General features: G+C 58.6%; 21 protein-coding genes. 19 read left to right on the top strand and 2 right to left on the bottom strand.

What is annotated here, in order from left to right:
* Window positions 1-8: 8 nt before the first annotated feature.
* The 10 genes from CLH62_RS03545 (at window position 9) to CLH62_RS03500 (ending at window position 11,102) form a co-directional block, all read left to right on the top strand.
* Window positions 9-2,123, top strand: coding sequence for a chemotaxis protein CheA (locus CLH62_RS03545; protein WP_099616753.1), 2,115 nt, complete (start codon window positions 9-11; stop codon window positions 2,121-2,123).
* 42 nt (window positions 2,124-2,165) lie between these two features.
* The gene (locus CLH62_RS03540; RefSeq protein ID WP_099616752.1) at window positions 2,166-3,335 is read left to right on the top strand and encodes a protein-glutamate methylesterase/protein-glutamine glutaminase; all 1,170 of its coding nucleotides are present in this window, start codon (window positions 2,166-2,168) and stop codon (window positions 3,333-3,335) included.
* Window positions 3,335-4,075: a flagellar motor protein gene (locus tag CLH62_RS03535; RefSeq protein WP_099616751.1), complete on the top strand. Its 741-nt coding sequence runs from the start codon at window positions 3,335-3,337 to the stop codon at window positions 4,073-4,075. The genes CLH62_RS03540 and CLH62_RS03535 overlap by 1 nt, the downstream gene beginning before the upstream one ends.
* An 18-nt stretch (window positions 4,076-4,093) precedes the next feature.
* Window positions 4,094-4,876 (top strand): flagellar motor protein MotD, encoded by a 783-nt coding sequence (motD, locus tag CLH62_RS03530; RefSeq protein WP_099616750.1) that lies wholly within the window; start codon window positions 4,094-4,096, stop codon window positions 4,874-4,876.
* A gap of 194 nt (window positions 4,877-5,070) precedes the next feature.
* Window positions 5,071-5,868, top strand: coding sequence for a ParA family protein (locus CLH62_RS03525; RefSeq protein WP_211285635.1), 798 nt, complete (start codon window positions 5,071-5,073; stop codon window positions 5,866-5,868).
* Complete coding sequence (locus tag CLH62_RS03520; RefSeq protein ID WP_099616748.1) at window positions 5,861-6,610, top strand: chemotaxis protein CheW; 750 nt, start codon at window positions 5,861-5,863, stop codon at window positions 6,608-6,610. The genes CLH62_RS03525 and CLH62_RS03520 overlap by 8 nt, the downstream gene beginning before the upstream one ends.
* A 134-nt stretch (window positions 6,611-6,744) precedes the next feature.
* On the top strand, window positions 6,745-7,233 hold the full coding sequence (locus CLH62_RS03515; RefSeq protein WP_099616747.1) for a chemotaxis protein CheW: 489 nt from the start codon (window positions 6,745-6,747) through the stop codon (window positions 7,231-7,233).
* A 67-nt stretch (window positions 7,234-7,300) separates the two neighbouring features.
* Window positions 7,301-7,693 carry a DUF2802 domain-containing protein gene (locus CLH62_RS03510; RefSeq protein WP_099616746.1) on the top strand — a complete coding sequence of 131 codons (393 nt, stop codon included), beginning with the start codon at window positions 7,301-7,303 and terminating at the stop codon, window positions 7,691-7,693.
* 26 nt (window positions 7,694-7,719) lie between these two features.
* Window positions 7,720-10,002: an ATPase, T2SS/T4P/T4SS family gene (locus CLH62_RS03505; RefSeq protein WP_099616745.1), complete on the top strand. Its 2,283-nt coding sequence runs from the start codon at window positions 7,720-7,722 to the stop codon at window positions 10,000-10,002.
* Complete coding sequence (locus CLH62_RS03500; RefSeq protein WP_099616744.1) at window positions 9,999-11,102, top strand: ATP-binding protein; 1,104 nt, start codon at window positions 9,999-10,001, stop codon at window positions 11,100-11,102. The genes CLH62_RS03505 and CLH62_RS03500 overlap by 4 nt, the downstream gene beginning before the upstream one ends.
* Here the strand turns inward: CLH62_RS03500 and CLH62_RS03495 are convergent.
* Both CLH62_RS03495 and fliK read right to left on the bottom strand, forming a co-directional pair.
* Window positions 11,088-11,396 carry an EscU/YscU/HrcU family type III secretion system export apparatus switch protein gene (locus CLH62_RS03495; RefSeq protein WP_099616743.1) on the bottom strand — a complete coding sequence of 103 codons (309 nt, stop codon included), beginning with the start codon at window positions 11,394-11,396 and terminating at the stop codon, window positions 11,088-11,090. The two genes, CLH62_RS03500 and CLH62_RS03495, sit on opposite strands and share 15 nt — an antisense overlap.
* Window positions 11,393-12,769, bottom strand: a complete 1,377-nt coding sequence (gene fliK / locus CLH62_RS03490; protein ID WP_228152761.1) for a flagellar hook-length control protein FliK — start codon at window positions 12,767-12,769, stop codon at window positions 11,393-11,395. Before fliK ends, CLH62_RS03495 begins: the two co-directional genes overlap by 4 nt.
* Before the next feature lie 134 nt (window positions 12,770-12,903).
* Between fliK and ccmA the strand changes: the two genes are divergently transcribed.
* From ccmA to ccmI, 9 genes are all read left to right on the top strand, one after another.
* Window positions 12,904-13,542 carry a cytochrome c biogenesis heme-transporting ATPase CcmA gene (gene ccmA / locus CLH62_RS03485; RefSeq protein ID WP_099616742.1) on the top strand — a complete coding sequence of 213 codons (639 nt, stop codon included), beginning with the start codon at window positions 12,904-12,906 and terminating at the stop codon, window positions 13,540-13,542.
* Window positions 13,532-14,257 carry a heme exporter protein CcmB gene (gene ccmB / locus CLH62_RS03480; RefSeq protein ID WP_099616741.1) on the top strand — a complete coding sequence of 242 codons (726 nt, stop codon included), beginning with the start codon at window positions 13,532-13,534 and terminating at the stop codon, window positions 14,255-14,257. Before ccmA ends, ccmB begins: the two co-directional genes overlap by 11 nt.
* Window positions 14,258-14,288: 31 nt before the next feature.
* Window positions 14,289-15,032, top strand: coding sequence for a heme ABC transporter permease (locus CLH62_RS03475; protein ID WP_099616740.1), 744 nt, complete (start codon window positions 14,289-14,291; stop codon window positions 15,030-15,032).
* A gap of 3 nt (window positions 15,033-15,035) precedes the next feature.
* Window positions 15,036-15,275 carry a heme exporter protein CcmD gene (ccmD, locus tag CLH62_RS03470; protein WP_099616739.1) on the top strand — a complete coding sequence of 80 codons (240 nt, stop codon included), beginning with the start codon at window positions 15,036-15,038 and terminating at the stop codon, window positions 15,273-15,275.
* A 14-nt stretch (window positions 15,276-15,289) separates the two neighbouring features.
* A complete protein-coding gene (gene ccmE, locus CLH62_RS03465) occupies window positions 15,290-15,766 on the top strand; it encodes a cytochrome c maturation protein CcmE (RefSeq protein ID WP_099616738.1) in 477 nt (158 codons plus the stop codon).
* A gap of 37 nt (window positions 15,767-15,803) precedes the next feature.
* Entirely contained in the window at window positions 15,804-17,810 is a 2,007-nt protein-coding gene (locus tag CLH62_RS03460; RefSeq protein WP_099616737.1) for a heme lyase CcmF/NrfE family subunit, read from the top strand.
* Window positions 17,807-18,343 carry a DsbE family thiol:disulfide interchange protein gene (locus CLH62_RS03455; protein WP_099616736.1) on the top strand — a complete coding sequence of 179 codons (537 nt, stop codon included), beginning with the start codon at window positions 17,807-17,809 and terminating at the stop codon, window positions 18,341-18,343. Before CLH62_RS03460 ends, CLH62_RS03455 begins: the two co-directional genes overlap by 4 nt.
* Complete coding sequence (locus CLH62_RS03450; RefSeq protein WP_099616735.1) at window positions 18,343-18,822, top strand: cytochrome c-type biogenesis protein; 480 nt, start codon at window positions 18,343-18,345, stop codon at window positions 18,820-18,822. Before CLH62_RS03455 ends, CLH62_RS03450 begins: the two co-directional genes overlap by 1 nt.
* Before the next feature lie 69 nt (window positions 18,823-18,891).
* Window positions 18,892-20,160, top strand: coding sequence for a c-type cytochrome biogenesis protein CcmI (gene ccmI / locus CLH62_RS03445; RefSeq protein ID WP_099616734.1), 1,269 nt, complete (start codon window positions 18,892-18,894; stop codon window positions 20,158-20,160).
* The last annotated feature ends 10 nt before the right edge of the window (window positions 20,161-20,170 follow it).

The raw sequence follows: 20,170 nt of genomic DNA, 5'->3' as shown, positions 1-20,170 counted from the left end.
GGTAACGCATGGCGTTTGATGCTGATGACGAGATTTTGCAGGACTTTCTGGTAGAGGCTGGCGAAATACTCGAAAAGCTGTCAGAGCAGTTGGTAGACCTTGAGCAACATCCTGATGACAGTGATCTGCTCAACGCCATCTTCCGTGGCTTTCACACCGTAAAGGGCGGGGCAGGCTTCCTGCAGCTTGATGCTCTGGTGAATTGCTGTCATTCCGCGGAGAACGTGTTCGATATCCTGCGCAATCACAAGCGCAAGGTAGATTCAGAGCTGATGGACGTGGTTCTGGAAGCCCTCGATAACGTTAACGCGATGTTTGAGCAGGTCCGGAACAACGAGGAACTGACGCCCGCCCCTGACGCACTGATTGCAGCGCTCGACGCCCTGGCGCGGCCGGAGGCCGAAAGTGCCTCCCCGGCCACCGCTCCACAGCAGGAACAAGCGAAGGATGACAACCCGAACGAAGACGGCGGTGATATCACCGACGACGAATTCGAGAAGCTGCTGGATGCATTGCATGACGATCAACCCGGCGAACCCTCACCGCCGGCCAGTCCTGACGCTGGCGCCGGCAAGAACGGGAGTTCCGGTGATGATGAGATCAGCGATGACGAGTTTGAGGCGCTTCTGGACCAGCTGCATGGCAAGGGTCAGTTTGCTGGTACACCGGCCGAGGATGAGATTCCGGGAAAGGAAGACGAAAAGCAGCCCCCGAAGACTGAAACCGGCGGCAGCGATGATCTGATCACCGACGACGAATTCGAGAAGCTGCTGGACGACCTCCATGGCAAGGGCGGAAGCCCGACCATCGGCGGCCAGCCGGCCGCGCAGCCGAAAACGGAAAAGCCGAAAGCCGAGCCGCCCAAGGCTGAAAAACCGAAAGAAGAACCGAAACCCGCTGATAAACCGGGCACCAAAGACAGTGTGGCACCAGCCATGCCGGCGAGGGAACATGCCCCGGCCGCGGAAACCACCGTGCGCGTCGATACCAAGCGCCTGGATGACATCATGAACATGGTGGGCGAGCTGGTGCTGGTTCGGAACCGTTTACAGCGTCTCGGCGCGGCAAGCGAAGACGAACACATGCACAAGGCGGTCTCGAACCTGGATGTGGTAACGACCGATCTCCAGTCTGCCGTGATGCAGACCCGCATGCAGCCGATCAAGAAAGTATTTGGCCGTTTCCCTCGGGTGGTTCGGGATCTTGCCAGAAGCCTCAAGAAAGAGGTGAATCTGGTCATGCATGGCGAGGAAACCGACCTCGACAAGAACCTGGTGGAAGCACTGTCCGATCCTCTGGTGCACCTGGTCCGCAACTCCGTTGATCACGGAATTGAGGCGCCGGATGTCCGCGAAAAAGCCGGCAAGCCGCGCCAGGGCACGGTTACGCTGTCGGCAGAACAGGAAGGCGATCATATCCTGTTGTCCATTGACGACGACGGTGCCGGTATGGACCCCGAGGTATTGCGTCGCAAGGCGGTGGAAAAGGGGATTTACGACCAGGATGCAGCCGATCGTCTGACCAATACCGAGTGCTACAACCTGATCTTTGCCGCGGGCTTTTCGACCAAGGATCAGATTTCCGATGTCTCCGGCCGTGGTGTCGGTATGGATGTGGTGAAAACCAAGATTGGTCAGCTCAATGGCCAACTGAGTGTTGAGTCGGCCATGGGCAAAGGGTCGCGGATTATCATCAAGGTTCCGTTGACGCTGGCCATCATGCCTACCCTGATGATCATGCTCGGGGACCAGTCCTTCGCCTTGCCGCTGGTGAACGTGGTTGAGATTTTCCATCTGGATCTCACCAAAACCAATATCGTGGATGGTCGCGAATGCATCGTGGTTCGGGAGAAAGTGTTCCCATTATTCCACGTTAAACGCTGGCTGGTGCGTGACAAAGGATCCCGGGAAGTGCCGGCCAATGCCCATGTCGTGATCGTGGCCATGGGCACCAAGCAGGTAGGCTTCGTGGTCGACCAGCTGGTCGGGCAGGAAGAAGTGGTTATCAAACCGCTGGGTCGTGCGCTCCAGGGTACTCCGGGTATGGCCGGCGCCACGATTACCGGTGATGGTCGAATCGCGCTGATTATTGATGTTCCCAGCCTGCTGCAACACTACGGTTAAACCGTTACCAGCCGGTGACTATGGAATAGGTAGGAGAAATGGATGACAGTTTCTGTCCTGGTCGTTGATGATTCAGGGTTTTTTCGAAAACGGCTGACGGAAATCCTGACCAGCTCCGGCCAGATCAAGGTCGTTGGTGCTGCCACCAACGGCCGCGAAGGTGTCGAGCTTGCCGAGAAGCTGCGTCCGGATGTAATCACCATGGATTACGAAATGCCGGTCATGGATGGTATTTCTGCCGTGCGGGAAATCATGCGCAGGCATCCGGTGCCTGTTCTTATGTTTTCCTCGCTCACCTATGAAGGTGCGCGGGTGACGCTGGATGCCCTGGAAGCCGGTGCCGTTGACTTTCTGCCGAAGAATTTTGAGGAAATTGCCAGGGATAACAGTCAGCTCCAGAAAATCCTGATCGACCGGGTTCTGGATGTCGCCCGTAGCCGTCCCGGCGCCAGGACGGCCGCTCCTGCCAGGCCGGAACCGCCATCGCCTGTTGCCAGGCCCACGGGTGAGAATGCTCCAGGGCGGCCCCGGCCTGAACCACCACCGCGTCAGCGCCCCGGCCTTCAGGATCGGGCTCCGGGTGTGGGGTCCACAGGCGAGGCGGAAACCCCCAGGCGCCATGTCCGTCGGGGCCCCGCCAAACATTACGCGGTGGTCGGCATTGGTACCTCAACGGGCGGGCCGGTGGCGCTGCAGCGGGTACTGACCGCCTTGCCTGCTTCGTTTCCGGCGCCACTGGTGCTGGTCCAGCATATGCCAGCGAGTTTTACGCCGGCGTTTGCAGAGCGGCTCAATAAGCTATGCCAGATCGAAGTACGGCAGGCAGAAGATGGCGATGTTCTTCGCCCGGGGCTTGCATTACTGGCGCCCGGCGGCAAACAGATGATGATTGAAAGCCGGGGCGGGCAGGCCCGGGTCCGGATCCTGCCGGGCGACGAGCGGCTCAATTATAAGCCCTGCGTAGATGTGACTTTTGGTTCACTGGCCCGGAGTTTCCCGGGTAAGACCCTGGGTGTGATTCTTACCGGCATGGGGTCTGATGGCAAGGATGGCTGCCGGATGATGAAGCAGAGTGGTTCGGATATCTGGTCTCAGGACGAAAAATCGTCGGTCATTTATGGAATGCCCATGGCCGTTGCCAAGGCCGGATTGACCGATGAAGTCCTGTCACTGGACGAAATCGGGCCTCGACTGGTGGAAGGCGTTTCCTGATGGATATCCTGAGTCTCCTCGGGGTTATTCTCGCTTTCGCTGCCATCCTGGGCGGCAACCTGCTGGAGGGTGGGGCGCTGAGCTCGCTTTTTAATGGCCCGGCGGCGGTGATCGTGATTGGTGGCACCTTCGCCGCGACGCTTCTTCAGACTTCCTGGCCCATGCTCAAACGCGCCTTTACCCAGGTGCGCTGGGTTTTTGTTCCGCCGTTCATCAATATGGAAGATGGCATAGGGAAGGTCATTGACTGGAGCGTGAAGGCTCGAAAACAGGGGCTTCTGGGCCTTGAAGGGCTGGCTGAGAGAGAGCCGGAATCGTTTGCCAGGAAAGGCCTTCAGCTGTTGGTGGACGGTGCGGAAACCGAAACTATCCGGGGCATTATGGAGGTTGATCTGGATTCCCGGGAACAGCGCGATCTTGAGTCTGCCAAGGTGTTTGAGGCCATGGGTGGCTATTCCCCGACCATCGGGATTATCGGTGCTGTCATGGGTCTGATTCAGGTGATGACCAACCTGGAAGATCCTCAATCACTCGGAAGCGGCATTGCCACGGCCTTTGTTGCGACCATATACGGCGTTGCCCTGGCGAACCTGCTGTTTTTCCCGGTGGCCAACAAGATGCGCGGCATCGTACGGGAACGTACCCGTTACGAGGACATGATGATTGATGGCATTATTGCCATCGCCGAGGGTGAAAACCCGAAATCCATCGAATTGCGGCTGCGGGGCTTCCTGCAGTAAGCATGCGCAGGCCAATTTATGCGGCGCCGTAGGCAACCCCAGGACGACCTGAACAACAAGGAGCGTTGGCTGATTTCCTATGCTGACTTCATCACCCTGCTGTTCGCCTTCTTCGTGGTGATGTACTCGGTTTCGTCCGTGAACGAAGGCAAGTACAAGGTGTTGTCGGAAACCCTGACGGGGGTTTTCAATGCGCCCCAGCGATCCTTCCAGCCCATTGAAATCGGCGACCGGCCTCAGCCGTCCCTGACCGCGCCCACTGAAAACGTGATACCCCCGGCGGTTACCGAAGCTCCTCGAAACCCTGAAATGGATGCCCAGGCCCGGACCGAGGCCCTGCGTGCCATGGCCGACCAGTTGGCCATGGAGTTTGACGAACTCATCAATCAGGGCGTGGTGACGCTGGAAACCAGTGACAAATGGCTTGAGCTGAACCTGCCCAACAGCCTGCTGTTCGGAAGTGGTGATGCCGAGCCCCACTACGATGCGTTCGAGGTGGTCGAGAAGATTGCCACAGTCCTGAATAACCGTGATAACGCCGTGAAGGTTGAGGGTTTTACCGATAACCTGCCCATCAGCACGCCCCGTTTCCCATCCAACTGGGAGCTGTCCGCTGCCCGAGCGGCGGCCGTTGTCCGGATGCTGGTCATGGAAGGCATTGAACCGGAGCGTCTTGCCGCAGTCGGTTATGGCCAGCATCAGCCGGTTGCCCGTAATGACACGGAAGAGGGGCGGCGCAGAAACCGGCGGGTAGTGTTGCTGATTTCCCGCGACGCGAGTATCCGGGGCGCCATGCGATGATGCTCCTCCTCGGCAGATGCGTATGGTTCTGTTGGCACGGTTCCTGTATTACTTCCCGGTCATAAAAGGCGACGGCAAGAGCTTGCCGGAAATCCCCCGGTGATTCGTTCAAGTTGCCCGGGCGGCTGCCGATAAGTGGGACTGTGGCCCCTGTTAATCCGGCCACACCGATGTGTACTCTGGAGAATCAACGCGTGCGAATCTGGGCAGTAGCCAATCAGAAAGGTGGTGTCGGCAAAACCACATCCGTTGTTGCGCTGGGCGGCTTGCTCGCTGAGCGGGGCAAACGCGTTCTTGTTGTGGATCTGGATCCCCACGGCTCGCTCACCAGCTGGTTCGGATACGATCCGGACACCATCGCCCATAGTGTGTTTGATCTGTTCCAGCATCAGGGCAAGGTCCCCGAGGGGCTTCCGGCCCAGCTGATTACCGAAACCAGTTGCCGTGGGCTGTCCCTGCTGCCGGCCAGTGCTGCACTGGCAACCCTGGAGCGCCGGATGATCGGCGTGGAAGGCATGGGGCTGATAGTCTCCCGGGCCCTGACCCAGCTCTGGGATGATTTTGATTATGTGCTTCTGGATAACACACCGTCCCTTGGGGTGCTGATGGTCAATGCCCTGGCCGCAGCCCAGCACCTGATCATCCCTGTGCAAACCGAATTTCTTGCTATCAAGGGCCTTGAGCGAATGCTCCACACGCTCAAGATGATCATGCGTTCCCAGAAGAACGAGCTGGCATACACCATCGTGCCAACACTCTATGACCGACGCACCCAGGCCTCGGTGAAAAGCCTCAATCTGCTACGCAAAACCTACCGGGAATCCCTGTGGCAGTTTGCTATTCCCGTGGATACCAAATTCCGGGATGCCAGCCAGGCGGGTTTGATTCCCTCTGCGCTGGAAGCCGAGACTCACGGTGTCCGGGCTTACAACCATCTCCTTGACGACCTGATGGCCCGGGTAGGGTCCGTGAAGGAGCGTCAGCATGGCTGACGATAAATTGACACGGCTGGCGAGCCCGGAGTCCGCAATCGCCAGTTATCTCGACGAGTTGCTACATACCGCGACGGATACGGCGTTGCGAGAGGAGGTTGTTGCTCCGCAGAAACCCGCCGAAAAACCGGCGGCTCGGCCCGAGCCGCCCCAGATTCTGCGGGAAAAGCCCGCGGTGGCTGTCCGGCCAATGGTTCGTCAGGCACCGGAGACCTCCATGCCGGAACCAAAAGTCGTTGCCACGCCTGAACCAGAGCCGGCGGCGCCACCCTCGCGCCCGGAATGGTCCGAGCAGCCTTTTGAGTGCCTTATTTTTACCGTTGCCGGGTTGCAGCTGGCGGTGCCGCTGATTCTGCTTGGTGCCATCCACCGCATTGAAGAGGAGATTCGGCCGATTCCCGGAAGCCCGCGCTGGTATATGGGTATCCGGCCCGACCGGGATCAGAATCTCCGGGTGGTGGATACCGCGGAATGGATTATGGCAGGACGGGTGCCGCCCGATGCACGGGATAACTACCGATTTGTGATCCGGCTCGATAACAGCGATTGGGGGCTGGCCTGTGACGACGTGGCCCAGTCCTTTACCCTGAAACCAGATGAAGTTCGTTGGCGGACTGCCCGGAGCAAACGGCCCTGGCTGGCGGGAACCGTGATTGATCAGATGTGCGCGCTCATCGACGTGCGTACCATGGCAGACCTTCTGGTGCGGGCCGAGCGGGAGCACCATCTGGATCTGAGTTGACGCAAATATTGGTTACCGAATGAAACCGAGCCGCGCTGGCACGGTTTGTGCCCTTAACTATAGTATTGGGCACTGACGATAATTTTTTGACGATCAGGTTGCCCGCCGGGCAGCCCAAGAGGAGAAACATCGCTATGGCAGCCCCGAGCGGACAAACCAATCAGGCCCAGGATAATCAGGTACTGCAATACGTTACTTTCCGGCTGGATGATGAGACTTACGGTCTGAACGTCATGCAGATCCAGGAAGTACTGAGATACACGGAGATTGCTCCGGTTCCGGGTGCTCCGGATTACGTGCTCGGCATCATCAACCTGCGGGGTAACGTTGTCACGGTGATCGACACCCGCCGGCGCTTCGGTCTTTCGGATGCGGAAGTGACCGATGCAACCCGGATTGTGGTGATGGAATCGGCCAATCAGGTTATGGGTATTCTGGTGGATTCGGTAGCCGAGGTGGTTTACCTGAAAGCCAGTGAGATCGAGACTGCACCGAACGTGGGTAACGAGGAAAGTGCCAAGTTTATCCAGGGCGTGTGCAACAAGGATGGCGAACTGATCATACTGGTCGAGTTCGACAAGATGCTGTCAGACCACGAGTGGGCTGAAATCGCGGCACTGTAAACCGGAGCAATCCATTACAGGCCGGATGATGGATGCCTTCCGTGGAAATTAACGGGAGATATCCGTCATGTTTGCAGAAATTCCTTCCTATCTTCCTTGGGCGCTGACTGTTGTCGCCTTGTCTCTGGTCCTCGTTCAGGGCCTGATTCTGGGGCGCCAGGTGCGCAGCCTGAAGGCATCCCTGAAAGAGCGTTGTGACACCCTCGGCCGTGAATTGCATGCCACCACCAGTGGCAGCATGGGGGTGGGACAGCGCCTTGTGGCCTGCGAGCGTCAGTTACACGAACTGCGTACTACACTGGACGAGATGCGGCAGAATGACCCGCTGCGAATCTCCTACGATGAAGCTTCAAGACTGGTTGATCTCGGTGCCGATATCGACGATCTTATGAATACGTGCGGAATATCCCGTCCCGAGGCCGAGCTGGTGTCAGCACTCAGAAAACGTCAGGCGGCCTGATACCATGCAGTTACGGACGTTGCTGAATGAAGAGAGTGTACGCGAGGGCCCTTGAGGCCCTAAGGTCTGTATCCCGCCATGATTTTGTTTCCGGTTCCGATCTGGTTCCCTCGATCACCGGGCATTCCATCCCCCGCGAGGAAACCGTCAGTCATATCCTGTCCCTGATCCCCGAGATCGAACCGGATCAGGTGGTGATGCATGTCGGCGGCGGCTCCGGATATCTTGCTGCAGTGCTTTCTGAGTTGGCCCATCGAGTGGTTTACCTGGAGAAAAATGCGGTTGTCGCGGAAGCGGCCCGGGAGCGGTTTTTCCGTCTTGGCATGCACAATGTGGACGTTCTGGTCGCTAGCGTGGATGAGGCACCGGGGCCTGACCAGCCATGCGATCTTGTCCTGTGCACCACGTTTATCAAAGAGCGCAACCCCCTGGCTCATTTCCTTCGGGAAGGGGGGCACCTGGTTTGCCTTGAGGGCCGTGCCGGACCTGTGCCGAGTCTGGCGATGTTTGTGAAACGCGAAGCCAGGCTGGAACGGGTTCGGACTCTCGGTTGGGTCGACTTCAACCGCAATGTGGAACAGATCCTGATTGATCAGGGCGTTGTGGATGACAAGACCCTGGCCGAGGCGAAAGCGGAAGCGGCGAAGCAGAATTGCCGGGTGCTTGATGTGCTTCGGCGTAAACTGAATCTTGAAGAGATTGATCTGTACCGCTCCCTCGCACGTCAGCGAGGCATGACCTTTACCGATGCGGATGAGCTGCTTCCGGACCTCCATCCGGCGCTGTTCCGGCGCTTCTCGCGGACCTTCCTGGATCTGTCACGGATGATTCCTGTTGCCCAGGATGACGGAAAGATCACCGTTGTGACCGATGATCCGGACGCACGCACGGACCAGTTGGAACGCCTCAGCCCAAATCAGGTGATTGACTGCCTGCTGGTGACACCGACGGATTTCCGTCGCATCTGGTCGGCCCTGGATCTGACCGTCAAGGGCAGCAATTTCGCGGCGGATCATGGTGCAGGGGTCGAACCGAAGCCAGGGAGCGATGGACACAGCGACCAGCTGCTGGCTAACGATCCCAACAACAAGCACATCAGTCCCTATCTGGTGTCCGTGTACGAGGCCATTCTGCTGGATGCCGTGAGTGAAAAAGCCAGCGACATTCACATAGAGCAATACGGAGACCGGATTCGCATCCGTCTCAGGGTGGACGGCGATCTCCACGATTTGCCCCAGTATCAGTTGTCGCCCCGGGAATTCAAAGGGGTGATTAACGTGATCAAGCTTCGGGCGGAACTGAATATCGCCGAGCACCGGCTACCCCAGGGGGGCCGTTCACGTTTGCAGCTGGGTGACATGGCCTACGACCTGCGCATCCAGACCCAGCCGTCGCTCCATGGCGAACACGCCATCATCCGCCTGTTACCCCAGACCGGTCGCGCCATGACCATTACCGAGCTCGGTATGTCAGCGATGATCGGTGGGCGCTATCAGCGCTTGCTGGATAACCCGGCAGGACTGGTTCTGGTCGTGGGGCCTACGGGGTCTGGCAAATCAACCACGCTTTATGCCGGGCTGCAGACTCTGGCCGATGATGGTCGCCGGAAAGTGATCACGGTGGAAGATCCGATTGAGTACTCTATCGATAACATCCAGCAAACCCGGGTGCGCTCGGAGATAGGCTTTGGATTTGCCGATGCCATGAGAGCGTTTGTCCGGGAAGACCCGGACGTCATTCTCGTTGGCGAAATCCGCGATCAGGAAACCGCGCTGGAGGCTATTCGAGCCTCGCAGACCGGACATGTGGTGTTGTCGACGCTGCATTGCAATGACGCAGTGGACTCTCTGCAGCGCCTTTATGATCTTGGTGTTCACCCGAACTCCATTGCCGGTGAATTGCTGGCGGTGATCGCCCAGCGCCTGGCCAAACGAATCTGTACGCACTGCCGCGAATCTGCCAGGCCCGATCCAGTGATTCTGTCCGAGATGTTTCCTGACGGTCCGCCGGCGGATTTCCGGTGTTTCGAAGGCGCCGGCTGTGATAAATGCAACGGCCGGGGTACCCAGGGTCGGGTGGCAATTGTGGAATATATGGAAGTTGACTCCGATATCCGAAATGCAATATCCAGCCAGCCTCCAATCGGAGAGCTTCGCTGGCGGGCACTGGATGCCGGTCTGATTACCATGCGGGACAGTGCGCTGGACCATGTTATTGAGGGAATTATCCCGCTTTCGGAATTGCCACGAATTCTCCCCAGGGAGCGCATGGCGCCAGAAGTCCGTGGTGGTCGCAGGAGTCAGGAATGAGCAGCGAAAATATGGCAATCAGGGCCGTGCAGCGTGAGCCTGCAGAAGTTGTGTATGTTCAGGAGCTGGAGAAACTGAAAGGTATGGATCATGGCCCGGTGCCGCCTGGCTGGCAGATGTCACCCCGCGCCGTGGAAAAGTTCGTGAGGGGGGATGAAAAACTCGGTATCGAACGAAAGTTCGTCGCCGACCGTGCCATGGTGGTCCGGATCATCATTTCCCTGTGCACCAGCCGTGGGTGCCTCCTGGTAGGAGAGCCGGGGACCGCCAAATCCTGGCTTTCCGAACTGTTGTCAGCCGCCATATCCGGCAACTCCACCCTTATACTTCAGGGCGGGGCAGTCAGCCAGGTCGGGCAGCTGCTTTACAGCTGGAACGAATCCGTTCTGCATAACGAAGGGCCCTGCCTCAAGGCGCTGGTACCAAGCCCCTTGTTGCGAGGAATGATGGAAGGGCGCATGGTCCGCTTCGAGGAAATTGCCCGTTGCCCGCAGTCGCTACAGGATGCGCTGCTATCCGTACTGTCAGACCGGGTCGCGGTGATTCCGGAGCTGGCTGGCGACGAAGGCGTGGTTCTGGCCCGGGAAGGTTTCAATGTCATTGCCACCTCGAACAGCGTAGATGAGGGTGTGCATCGAATGAGTGCCGCCCTGAAGCGACGCATGGACTTCGAGGAAATTTGCCCGATCCGCAATCTTTCGGATGAAATGGATGTTGTGCTCCGGGAGGTTCGCAAAGCCAATGACCGGGCAGGCGTCGACGTGGACATTGATGAGTCGGTGGTCGAGATTCTGGTGACCATGTTCCACGAGCTGCGCAATGGACAGACCCTTGATGGCCGCAGTACCGACCGACTGGCGGGTTCGGCCCTGTCCACCGCCGAAGCGGTCTCCGTGGCCCACGCGGCGAGCCTGAATGCATGGTATTACGGCGGCGGCAGCATGACGGTGGAGCTACTGATGCACCATATTATCGGCTCAGCCCTCAAGGATCAGCCGGATGATCGCCGCCGGTTGAGGCATTACTTCGAGACAGCCGTTGCGCCCCGGCGCGGTGGCAACTGGCAGCAGGCCTGGGCGCTCCGTTCACTGATCCGCTGAGCCATCCGGTTTCCTGTCATCCGGCGTAAGCCCCCGAATATGAAAGGCAAACGCCAGAATTTCAGCAATCACCCGGTACAGTGACTCGGGGATTTCCTCGTTGAGGGACAGTCGGGCCAGAATGCTTGCCAGTTCGGCGTTCTCATACAGCGGAACGTCATGCTCCCTGGCGATGCGGATAATTTCCTCCGCCAGTTCGTGGGTGCCAGTTGCGCTGATGGTGGGTGCTTTGTCACCATCGTATTTGAGTGCGACGGCGGCCCTGTTGTCGTGATGGTCTGCTTCTGATGTCATGCCCGGGTGTCCACCAGTCTGTGTTCAAGGCGGGTGATGCTGCTCTGGGGTGTACCGCGGCGGCACTCCAGATCTGTCACATCCAGGCCGAGGTCAGTCAGACTTTGCCGCAGCGCGGGCAGTTCCTCGTTTACCTGCCGCAAAGTCGCCTGTTTTTCCGCCCAGACCCGGGCGCTGACGGCCTGCTGCCGCAAGGCGACATCGAAGTGCAGTGGTCCGGCGTCGTCCAGATCCATGGTCAGCGAGAGCCGCCACTCGGTTGTTGTTGGCCCCGACGATTTCCTGTCTGTCTGCCTGTCCTCCGGATACTGTTCAATCCGCACTTGTGCCAGCCTTGGTTCATTCTGGGGGGTGAGCCAGGGCAGATCCAGCAACAGGGTAGAGACGGGTGCGGCGGCATCACCACCGCCCCGGGCTGTCAGCACCTGACTGTGGAGCTGATTTACGGTAATGCGGTTGAGCATGCCCGCCAACAGGCGAAGCATTTGTCCGACACTGGGGGGCTCACCGTCGCCGGGTGCCTGGGGTGTCGCCAGAGGTTGCGGGAATTGCAGGGGCGCCTGCATTAATTCAGGCGTTGATATGGGGGTCAAACGGTTGAACTGTTCCGGAGTGCTGCCCTGCTGCGCCAGCAATGCGGTAATCACCCTGCCAAGGGCCAGTTTCAGATCGGGGAGTTGGGCCGCAGGCGTCTGGACAAGGCGGGATTCCGCAAACAGGCCGCTTTCGGAAAGCCATTGGCGAACCTGTTGCGGTGTCGCAGCCTGACCGCCGGCCCCGGGCGCCAGACCGGTTCCCGACGGAAGCCTTGCCACCAGCTGTTCGATCGTCTGCCTGGCCGATTCCGGCAGGGCCTGAGTCTGCCGGGCTGATGGTAACTGGCCGGGCAGCGGGTCCTGCTTCAGGCCCTGGGTCAGTGCGCCCATAAGTTTCGCCAGGCCGGTGTCCAGGGTTTGCTGCCAGGGCAGTCGCTGAGCCAGGGCCCGGGCAATGCCAGCTTCGGGTGCAGGCGCCAGTTTGCCCATGAGCTGAAGCTCGTTGCCCGCCCGCATCACCTTTACCCAGTCACCTGGCGAGAGCTCGGTTTTACCGATCGCTGCCTGAACCAGAAGGGATTTGCCGCGAATATCCAGCAACACATCGGTACTACTTCCGCTTTGCCGGTTCAGGATCTCCGCAACCCGGGCCAGGGTGGTTTCCCGGTTTGCCAGCTGGATCTGGTCCAGCAGTTGCCTGGCGGACGCGGTAACGGGCTCGCGGCTGACTTCTGTGGTGCCGGTTGGCCGGATGGTCTGGGACGCCGGCTGGGCAGGAGGTACAGGAGGTTGTTGTCCGCTGGGTAGTTTCATCGTCACTGATTTGATGTTGGACAAGAGTAATCCGCAAGCTCTTTCGTTATAATACGCCGCGCCGGCCGGCCATGCGCGAATTAAGGCGCATCCGCCGTCTCTGTCACGAATGCACCCGATGCCGCACATGCGCGCATCGTCCTGGTTACGGGGCCCTGATGTCTGAGCCGTTATTACAGGCTGTTGATCTGCAGTGCGAACGGGACGAACGGATCCTTTTCCGTGACCTGTCGTTCTCCATATTGCCCGGTACGGTTACCCGTGTCGAGGGCCCCAACGGCTCCGGCAAGACCACCTTGCTGCGGATGCTTGCTGGCCTGAACGATGCCTGGTCCGGCGAGCTTCTGTGGTGTGGCAAGCGAAGGTCCGCGCAGCGGGAAGAATTCCTCAGAAATACCCTGTACCTTGGCCACCGGCCGGGCATCAAGCCGCTGCTGACGCCGATGGAAAATCTTCGGGCACTGACGTCCGGGCGATGCGCCGTGCCAGATCCAGTCCTGCGCCAGGCACTGGAGGGCACCGGGCTGGCCGGATTCCAGGACGTGCCCTGCCGGAAGCTTTCGGCAGGCCAGCAGAGGCGGGTAGCTCTTGCCCGACTGCTGATCGCCGATGAGCCCCTTTGGTTGCTTGATGAAGTCTTTACGGCAATTGATGCAGACGGCGTCAGTGCTATTGAAACACTCCTGCAGCAGCGGGCCGCCGAGGGTGGTGCGGTGGTTGTAACGACCCACCACGATCTCCGGATGCCCGGAATGCAGCGTATTGTTCTGGGCGGAGGGTCATCTGATGAACGCTGATGTCCGACCCGTTCTTAAGCTGCGGGATGATACAGTAGGAGTCCTGGCGGCAATGCGGGGCGTTTTCGCCCGTGACCTCAAGGTGGCTTTCCGGCAACGACAGGATTTGCTGAATCCGTTGTTGTTCTTTGTGATGGTTGTAACCCTTTTTCCCCTCGGGGTTAGCCCGGAAGTGTCATTCCTGCGGGAGGCGGGTGCCGGTATCCTTTGGGTGGCTGCGCTGCTTTCGGTGTTACTGTCGCTGGATCATCTGTTCCGGCACGATTTTGATGACGGCACCCTGGAACAACTGGTACTCCAGCCTCAGCCCCTGTTTCTGCTGGTGTTGGCGAAAACCATGGCGCACTGGGTGTTAACGGGGTTGCCATTGGTGATACTGACGCCGGTTCTTGGCGTAATGGTTCATCTTGACGGGAACTCCATCGGAGTTTTGTGTCTAACGCTGCTGATCGGTACACCGGTGCTGAGTCTGATTGGTTCAATTGGTGCAGCCCTGACCCTGGGATTACGTTCGGCAGGGGTGCTCTTGTCCCTGTTGATCATTCCGCTGTACATTCCTGTCCTGATTTTTGGTACGGGGACAGTGGCTGCCGCAGCGGAAGGGGCCCAGGTTGGTGCCTACGTGGCCCTGATGGGGGCATTTCTGGTGCTGGCCCTGACACTCGCACCCTTTGCATCCGCTGCAGCGCTGCGAATCAGTCTGTCGAATGGCTAAAACAAGGTAACGGTAGGACGGTGACCATCTGATGTGGCAATTTTTTCACAAGTTGGGTTCTCCCAAATGGTTCTTCGGGATTGCGACCCGGCTTATGCCCTGGCTGCTGGCGGGTGGCGTATTGCTGCTGATGGCGGGAATTGTCTGGGGCCTGGCCTTCGCGCCCAAGGATTACCTCCAGGGCAACAGTTACCGGATTATCTTCATTCACGTGCCCACGGCCTTTATTGCCCAGTCGATCTACATCATGATGGCCGTCGCGGCGGTGGTCACCCTGGTCTGGCGCATGAAGCTGGCAGATGTTTTCGTCAAGGCCGTGGCACCGGTGGGGCTGGTACTGACGTTTCTTGCGTTGTTCACCGGAGCGGTCTGGGGCAAGCCGACCTGGGGAACCTGGTGGATCTGGGATGCCCGGCTGACCTCCATGCTGATACTGCTGTTTCTTTATGGCGGCGTGATTGCCCTGGACAGGGCCATCAATGATGAAAAGTCGGCGGCTCGGGCGGTGGCGATTCTTGTACTGGTCGGGGTGGTGAATATCCCGATTATCAAATACTCCGTGGAGTGGTGGAATACCCTGCACCAGCCGGCCACCTTCAAGCTGACTGAAAAGCCCTCAATGCCTGCGGACATGTGGGTTCCGTTGCTACTTTCAGTTCTTGGCCTGTATCTGCTGTTTGGCTGGCTCGCCTGTTTACGAATGCAGACAGAGATTCTGTTCCGCGAGCAGCGCACTCGCTGGGTAAAGGATTATGTTATGGCCGGGAGAGGTTGATGTATGGCGTTTGATTCCTTTTCGGCATTTCTGGTGATGGAGGGCCACGGGCCCTATGTCTGGGCCTGCTACGGTGTCTTCTTCGTCCTGATGATCGCGATGATGGTCTGGTCTGTACATCGCCGCAAGGCAGCAATTGAATCCTGCCGGCGCGGTTACGAATTTCAGGCTGACAGGAGCGAACAACAGGCTGCCCGTGGTTCAGCAGCTTCCTTCACCCGCGTAAACGTTTCCCAAGACTGAATGGCAGGTACCCGATGCATCCGATCCGAAAAAAGCGCCTTACGATTGTCCTGTTCCTGCTAGTAGGGCTGGGCATCGCTGTAGCATTGACAACCTATGCCCTGCGCCAGAACATCAATCTGTTCTACGACCCCAGCCAGATTTCCGCCGGTGAAGCGCCGGTGGATGTCAGAATCCGGGCTGGCGGAATGGTCGAGGAGGGATCCGTCGTGCGGGATCCGGACAGCCTGACGATAGAGTTCCGGGTCACCGATTTCAACGCTTCGGTACCGGTTGAATACACCGGGATTCTGCCGGATCTGTTTGCCGAAGGGCAGGGCGTGGTTGCCATGGGCAGACTGAATAACAACGGTCGCTTTGTGGCCGATCAGGTTCTGGCCAAACACGATGAGAATTACATGCCGCCGGAAGTTGCTGATGCGCTGGAAAAGGCAGCAAAAGGCCAGAACAAGGCCAGTGAGAATGCAACCACGAATACGGTATCCTATTAAACGCTTCACCTAACAGCCTGGTTTCTGGAGGGCGCTGATGTATCCCGAACTCGGACAGCTTGCACTGATACTCGCGCTGTTGTTGGCAGTGCTCCTTTCCGTCGTACCCCTGGCGGGGTCCCTGACTGGCAGGGACAACCTCCAGGCATTTGCCAGGCCGCTGGCAGCCGGCATGTTTGTCTTTGTCGGCCTCGCATTTGCCATCCTGACCAATGCCTTTGTCACAGATGACTTTTCAGTGGCCTACGTTGCCAACAACAGCAACAGCATGCTGCCCTGGTACTTCAAGTTCAGTGCGGTCTGGGGCGGCCATGAGGGCTCACTACTGCTCTGGATTCTGATGCTCTCGGGCTGGACGCTGGCGGTGGCGATCTTCAGTCGTCGACTGCCTTCGGTGATGATTTCTCAGGTGCTGTCAGTGCTGGGCATGGTCAGCGTCGGATTCCTGTTGTTCATCGTGGTTACCTCCAACCCGTTTGATCGCCTGCTACCCAATGTGCCTGCAGACGGGGCGGACCTTAATCCGTTGCTCCAGGATGTGGGCCTTATCATTCATCCTCCCATGCTCTATATGGGGTATGTCGGTTTCGCCGTCGCCTTTGCCTTTGCGATTGCGGCGTTGATCAACGGCCGACTCGATGCTGCCTGGGCCCGCTGGTCCCGGCCCTGGACCACCGTCGCCTGGGCCTTCCTTTCCCTGGGTATCGCCCTGGGCAGCTGGTGGGCCTATTATGAGCTTGGCTGGGGTGGCTGGTGGTTCTGGGATCCGGTCGAGAACGCGTCCCTGTTACCATGGCTGTCCGGCACCGCTCTGATGCATTCCCTGGCGGTGACTGAAAAGCGCGGCGTGTTCAAAAGCTGGACCGTGCTGCTGGCGATTGTCACTTTCTCCCTCAGCCTGTTGGGTACGTTCCTGGTTCGTTCCGGGGTGCTTACGTCCGTTCATGCCTTTGCCTCCGACCCGGAGCGGGGCACCTTCCTGCTGGCATTGCTGGCGGTCACTATCGTAGCCAGTCTTACACTCTATGCGGTCCGGGCACCGGTGGTTCACGTCCGTTCCCGGTACGGGTCACTGTCCCGGGAAATCTTCCTGTTGCTCAATAATGTGCTGCTGGTATCGGCAACCCTGCTGGTAGCCGTGGGAACACTTTACCCACTGGTTCTCGATTTTCTGGAAATGGGCAAGCTGTCGATCGGTGAGCCGTTCTTCAACCTCACCTTCAGCCCGTTGGCGGTTGCAGCAGGTCTGTTGATGGGCGCAGGGATTTTCTCCCGCTGGAAGAAAACCGATGGCGGCTGGCTCGGGCGCAAGCTGTTGTGGCCGCTGGCGGTCAGCCTTATCGCTAGTACAGCCGTGATGATCGGTTACGACGGCTTCAAGCCCTGGGCCTTTGTCGGGGTATTTACCGCCATGTGGGTGACGGTTGCCACCTTCTGGGATCTCTGGGACAAATCGTCTTCCAGGAAAGGTCGAATCCATGGGCTCAAGCGCCAGTCCCGTAGCTATTACGGCATGGTGCTCGGCCACCTGGGCCTGGCAATTACCATGGCGGGAGTCACGGTGGTGTCCAATTACGGCATTGAGCGGGACGTTCGCATGGTGCCGGGCGATGTCGCGATGGTCGGTGATTATCAGTTTGTATTCAAAGATATTGGCGCCCGTAATGGAGCCAATTTTACCGCCCAGTACGGCAGTTTTGACGTGATGCTGGACGGCGAGCGCATTGCCGAGCTGCATCCTGAAAAGCGCCAGTACTCCGTTGGTATGAGCGTTATGACGGAAGCAGACATCGATGCCGGGCTGTTCCGGGACATTTTCGTGGCCATTGGCGAGCGCATTTCCGACGACGCCTGGGCCATCCGTCTGCAGTACAAGCCGCTGGTGCGCTGGCTCTGGTTGGGTGCGATCTTCATGGCCGCCGGTGGCTTCCTGGCCATTTCTGATCGCCGTTACCGGGTCCGGGAACGGGCAGAGGAGAAAGTAGACACCAGTGCGCCTGTTACGGACGCTGGCTCGACCCGCTCCGCAGGAGCCGTATCATGAAGCGGTTCCTACTCTTTCTGCCCTTACTCGTTGCCGTCGTGATTGGCATAGTGCTGTTTGCGGGTATCGGCAAGGATCCCACCAAACTGGAGTCGGCACTGATTGGTAAACCAGTCCCCGAGTTCAGCCTGCGGGATCTGCACAACCCCGATGCCATGCTTGATCAGGGTCTGTTTCGTGGTCAGGTGAACCTGTTGAATGTGTGGGGCACATGGTGTCCGGCCTGCCGGGATGAACATGATGACCTGATGTGGTTGGCGATGGAAAAAGGGGTGCCCATCATCGGCCTGAACTACAAAGACAACCGGGAAGACGCCCTGGTCTGGCTCGACCGGTTGGGCGATCCATACCGGAAAACGATTTATGACCCGAAGGGAACCCTGGGGTTTGATCTGGGTGTCTACGGCGCACCGGAAACCTTCGTGATTGACGCCGGTGGTGTTGTTCGGTACCGCCATGTTGGGGTGGTCAATGAGAACGTATGGGAACAGACGCTGTTGCCGGTCATCAACGAAGTCCGGGAGGATGGCTGATGATCCGGATTGTGTTTGTTGCCCTTGCCGTCCTTCTTTCCGGACTTGCAGCGGCAGAAGTTGCCGACGTTTATAACTTCGAGGACAGGGCCCAGGAACAGCGATATCAGAACCTGATCTCGGAGCTGCGGTGCCCAAAATGCCAGAACCAGAATATTGCTGATTCCAACGCGCCGATCTCGAAGGATATGCGAGATGTGGTCTACCGGATGATGAAAGACGGTGCCAGCAATGAAGAGATTGTCGACTCTCTGGTTGGCAGATTTGGTGAGTTCGTCCGCTATAAGCCGGAATTCGAAAGCCGCACGTTCCTGCTGTGGGCAACTCCGGCCATCGCCGTATTCGGTGGGCTATTGGTGGTCGCCGGGGTGGTCATACGCTCCCGGCGGGCCGGACCCGACGCCCCGGCGCTGAGCGAGGAAGAAAAGGCCCGCGTGGATAAAATGCTGGCTGCTCAGAAGCGTGACAGGCCCTCCTGAATCATCCGGTGCTGACCCTGTTGTTCACGCTGCTACTCCATTTAATTCTGAACCTGTGACTGGAACTCCATGACTGAAACCTTCTGGATTGCCGCAACGGTACTGATTATTCTTGCCCTGGCGTTCGTGCTCTACCCGGTTTTTTTTCACCATCCGGGCACCAGGAAACAGACGGATCTGAAAAACCAGAATCTGTTGGCTTACCGCTCCAGGATGAAGGAGCTTGACGACGAATACGAGGCCGGCATTCTTGATGCCGAAAACTACCGCCAACTGAAAGAAGAGCTGGCCGGCGCCATGCTGGACGATGTGCCGGAAAACGAGCAATTGAAACCTCTGGTCAAGGGCCGGAGGAGCGCCATGGCGGTCGGCCTGGTGTCGATTCTTCTGATACCGGCAGCAACGTTCTATCTGTATCAGCAGTGGGGCGCCATGGACCGGGTCGAGCAGTTCATCACCATGCAGGAAATGGGCGCCACGGACGCCTCCAGACAAGAACAGATGACGGAGCTTTCAACGCAGCTTCGCGAGCGACTGGAAGCCAGCCCCGACAATCCGGAGGGCTGGGCCATGCTGGGTCGAACCTACATGCGGCTGGAACGCTATAACGATGCCGCCTGGGCCTTCCGCCAACTGGCAGACAGTGTCTCTGAGGATGATCGCTCTGAATCCGTTGCCTATGGCCTGGCGGCCCAGGCGTTGTTCTTCGGCAGCGAAGGCGCCATGACGGAAGAAGTCACTGCCGCGATCGAACAGGCGCGCTCGCTGAACCCGGATGAAGTGAATGCCCTTGGCCTGTTGGGTATTAACGCATTCAGCCAGCAAAATTATCGCGAGGCCATCGAATACTGGGAACGTATTGGGACCGTGGCTCCGGATCATCCCCAGATCGCCTCCATCCGTGAGGGAATACGTGAAGCCTACACCCGGTTGGGAGAGGAGCCGCCGAAACTGGCTGCCGAACCCGACTCTGCCGGAGTGGGGGTAACGGTACGGGTAACACTGGTTGAAGCGTTCAGGGATCAGGTGCCTGCGGATACCACGCTGTTCGTGTTCGCCCGCCAGGCTGGCGCCCAGCAAGGGCCTCCGCTGGCAGTGGCAAGGCTGACGGCGGATCAGTTGCCTGCAGAAATACGTCTGGACGACAGTTATTCCATGTCACCCCAAGCCAGAATTTCCGGTGCTGAAGAAGTCGTCATTACTGCCCGACTCAGCAGATCCGGAAGTGTGAGCGCCCAGCCGGGAGACTGGCAGGGCAGCTCGGATACACCGGTTGCGGTGGGCGATGCCGAGAAGGAACCGGTGTCCATTGTGATCGACCAGCAGCTGACTAACTGATCCGGCCTGG

The organism is Marinobacter guineae, from assembly GCF_002744735.1.
Lineage (GTDB): Bacteria > Pseudomonadota > Gammaproteobacteria > Pseudomonadales > Oleiphilaceae > Marinobacter > Marinobacter guineae.
Note: the sequence above shows the minus strand (reverse complement) of the source record. Positions and strands in the feature narration are given on the sequence as shown.

Excerpts from the sequence above, each read along its gene's own strand:
- CLH62_RS03450 (WP_099616735.1), top strand. The coding sequence starts at position 18,343 with ATGATCCGGATTGTGTTTGTTGCCCTTGCCGTCCTTCTTTCCGGACTT.
- CLH62_RS03495 (WP_099616743.1), bottom strand. The coding sequence starts at position 11,396 with ATGACATCAGAAGCAGACCATCACGACAACAGGGCCGCCGTCGCACTC.
- CLH62_RS03545 (WP_099616753.1), top strand. The coding sequence starts at position 9 with ATGGCGTTTGATGCTGATGACGAGATTTTGCAGGACTTTCTGGTAGAG.
- CLH62_RS03535 (WP_099616751.1), top strand. The coding sequence starts at position 3,335 with ATGGATATCCTGAGTCTCCTCGGGGTTATTCTCGCTTTCGCTGCCATC.
- CLH62_RS03520 (WP_099616748.1), top strand. The coding sequence starts at position 5,861 with ATGGCTGACGATAAATTGACACGGCTGGCGAGCCCGGAGTCCGCAATC.
- CLH62_RS03475 (WP_099616740.1), top strand. The coding sequence starts at position 14,289 with ATGTGGCAATTTTTTCACAAGTTGGGTTCTCCCAAATGGTTCTTCGGG.
- CLH62_RS03510 (WP_099616746.1), top strand. The coding sequence starts at position 7,301 with ATGTTTGCAGAAATTCCTTCCTATCTTCCTTGGGCGCTGACTGTTGTC.
- ccmA (WP_099616742.1), top strand. The coding sequence starts at position 12,904 with ATGTCTGAGCCGTTATTACAGGCTGTTGATCTGCAGTGCGAACGGGAC.
- CLH62_RS03500 (WP_099616744.1), top strand. The coding sequence starts at position 9,999 with ATGAGCAGCGAAAATATGGCAATCAGGGCCGTGCAGCGTGAGCCTGCA.
- ccmB (WP_099616741.1), top strand. The coding sequence starts at position 13,532 with ATGAACGCTGATGTCCGACCCGTTCTTAAGCTGCGGGATGATACAGTA.
- CLH62_RS03505 (WP_099616745.1), top strand. The coding sequence starts at position 7,720 with ATGAAGAGAGTGTACGCGAGGGCCCTTGAGGCCCTAAGGTCTGTATCC.
- motD (WP_099616750.1), top strand. The coding sequence starts at position 4,094 with ATGCGGCGCCGTAGGCAACCCCAGGACGACCTGAACAACAAGGAGCGT.
- ccmD (WP_099616739.1), top strand. The coding sequence starts at position 15,036 with ATGGCGTTTGATTCCTTTTCGGCATTTCTGGTGATGGAGGGCCACGGG.
- CLH62_RS03455 (WP_099616736.1), top strand. The coding sequence starts at position 17,807 with ATGAAGCGGTTCCTACTCTTTCTGCCCTTACTCGTTGCCGTCGTGATT.
- CLH62_RS03460 (WP_099616737.1), top strand. The coding sequence starts at position 15,804 with ATGTATCCCGAACTCGGACAGCTTGCACTGATACTCGCGCTGTTGTTG.
- ccmI (WP_099616734.1), top strand. The coding sequence starts at position 18,892 with ATGACTGAAACCTTCTGGATTGCCGCAACGGTACTGATTATTCTTGCC.
- ccmE (WP_099616738.1), top strand. The coding sequence starts at position 15,290 with ATGCATCCGATCCGAAAAAAGCGCCTTACGATTGTCCTGTTCCTGCTA.
- CLH62_RS03540 (WP_099616752.1), top strand. The coding sequence starts at position 2,166 with ATGACAGTTTCTGTCCTGGTCGTTGATGATTCAGGGTTTTTTCGAAAA.
- CLH62_RS03515 (WP_099616747.1), top strand. The coding sequence starts at position 6,745 with ATGGCAGCCCCGAGCGGACAAACCAATCAGGCCCAGGATAATCAGGTA.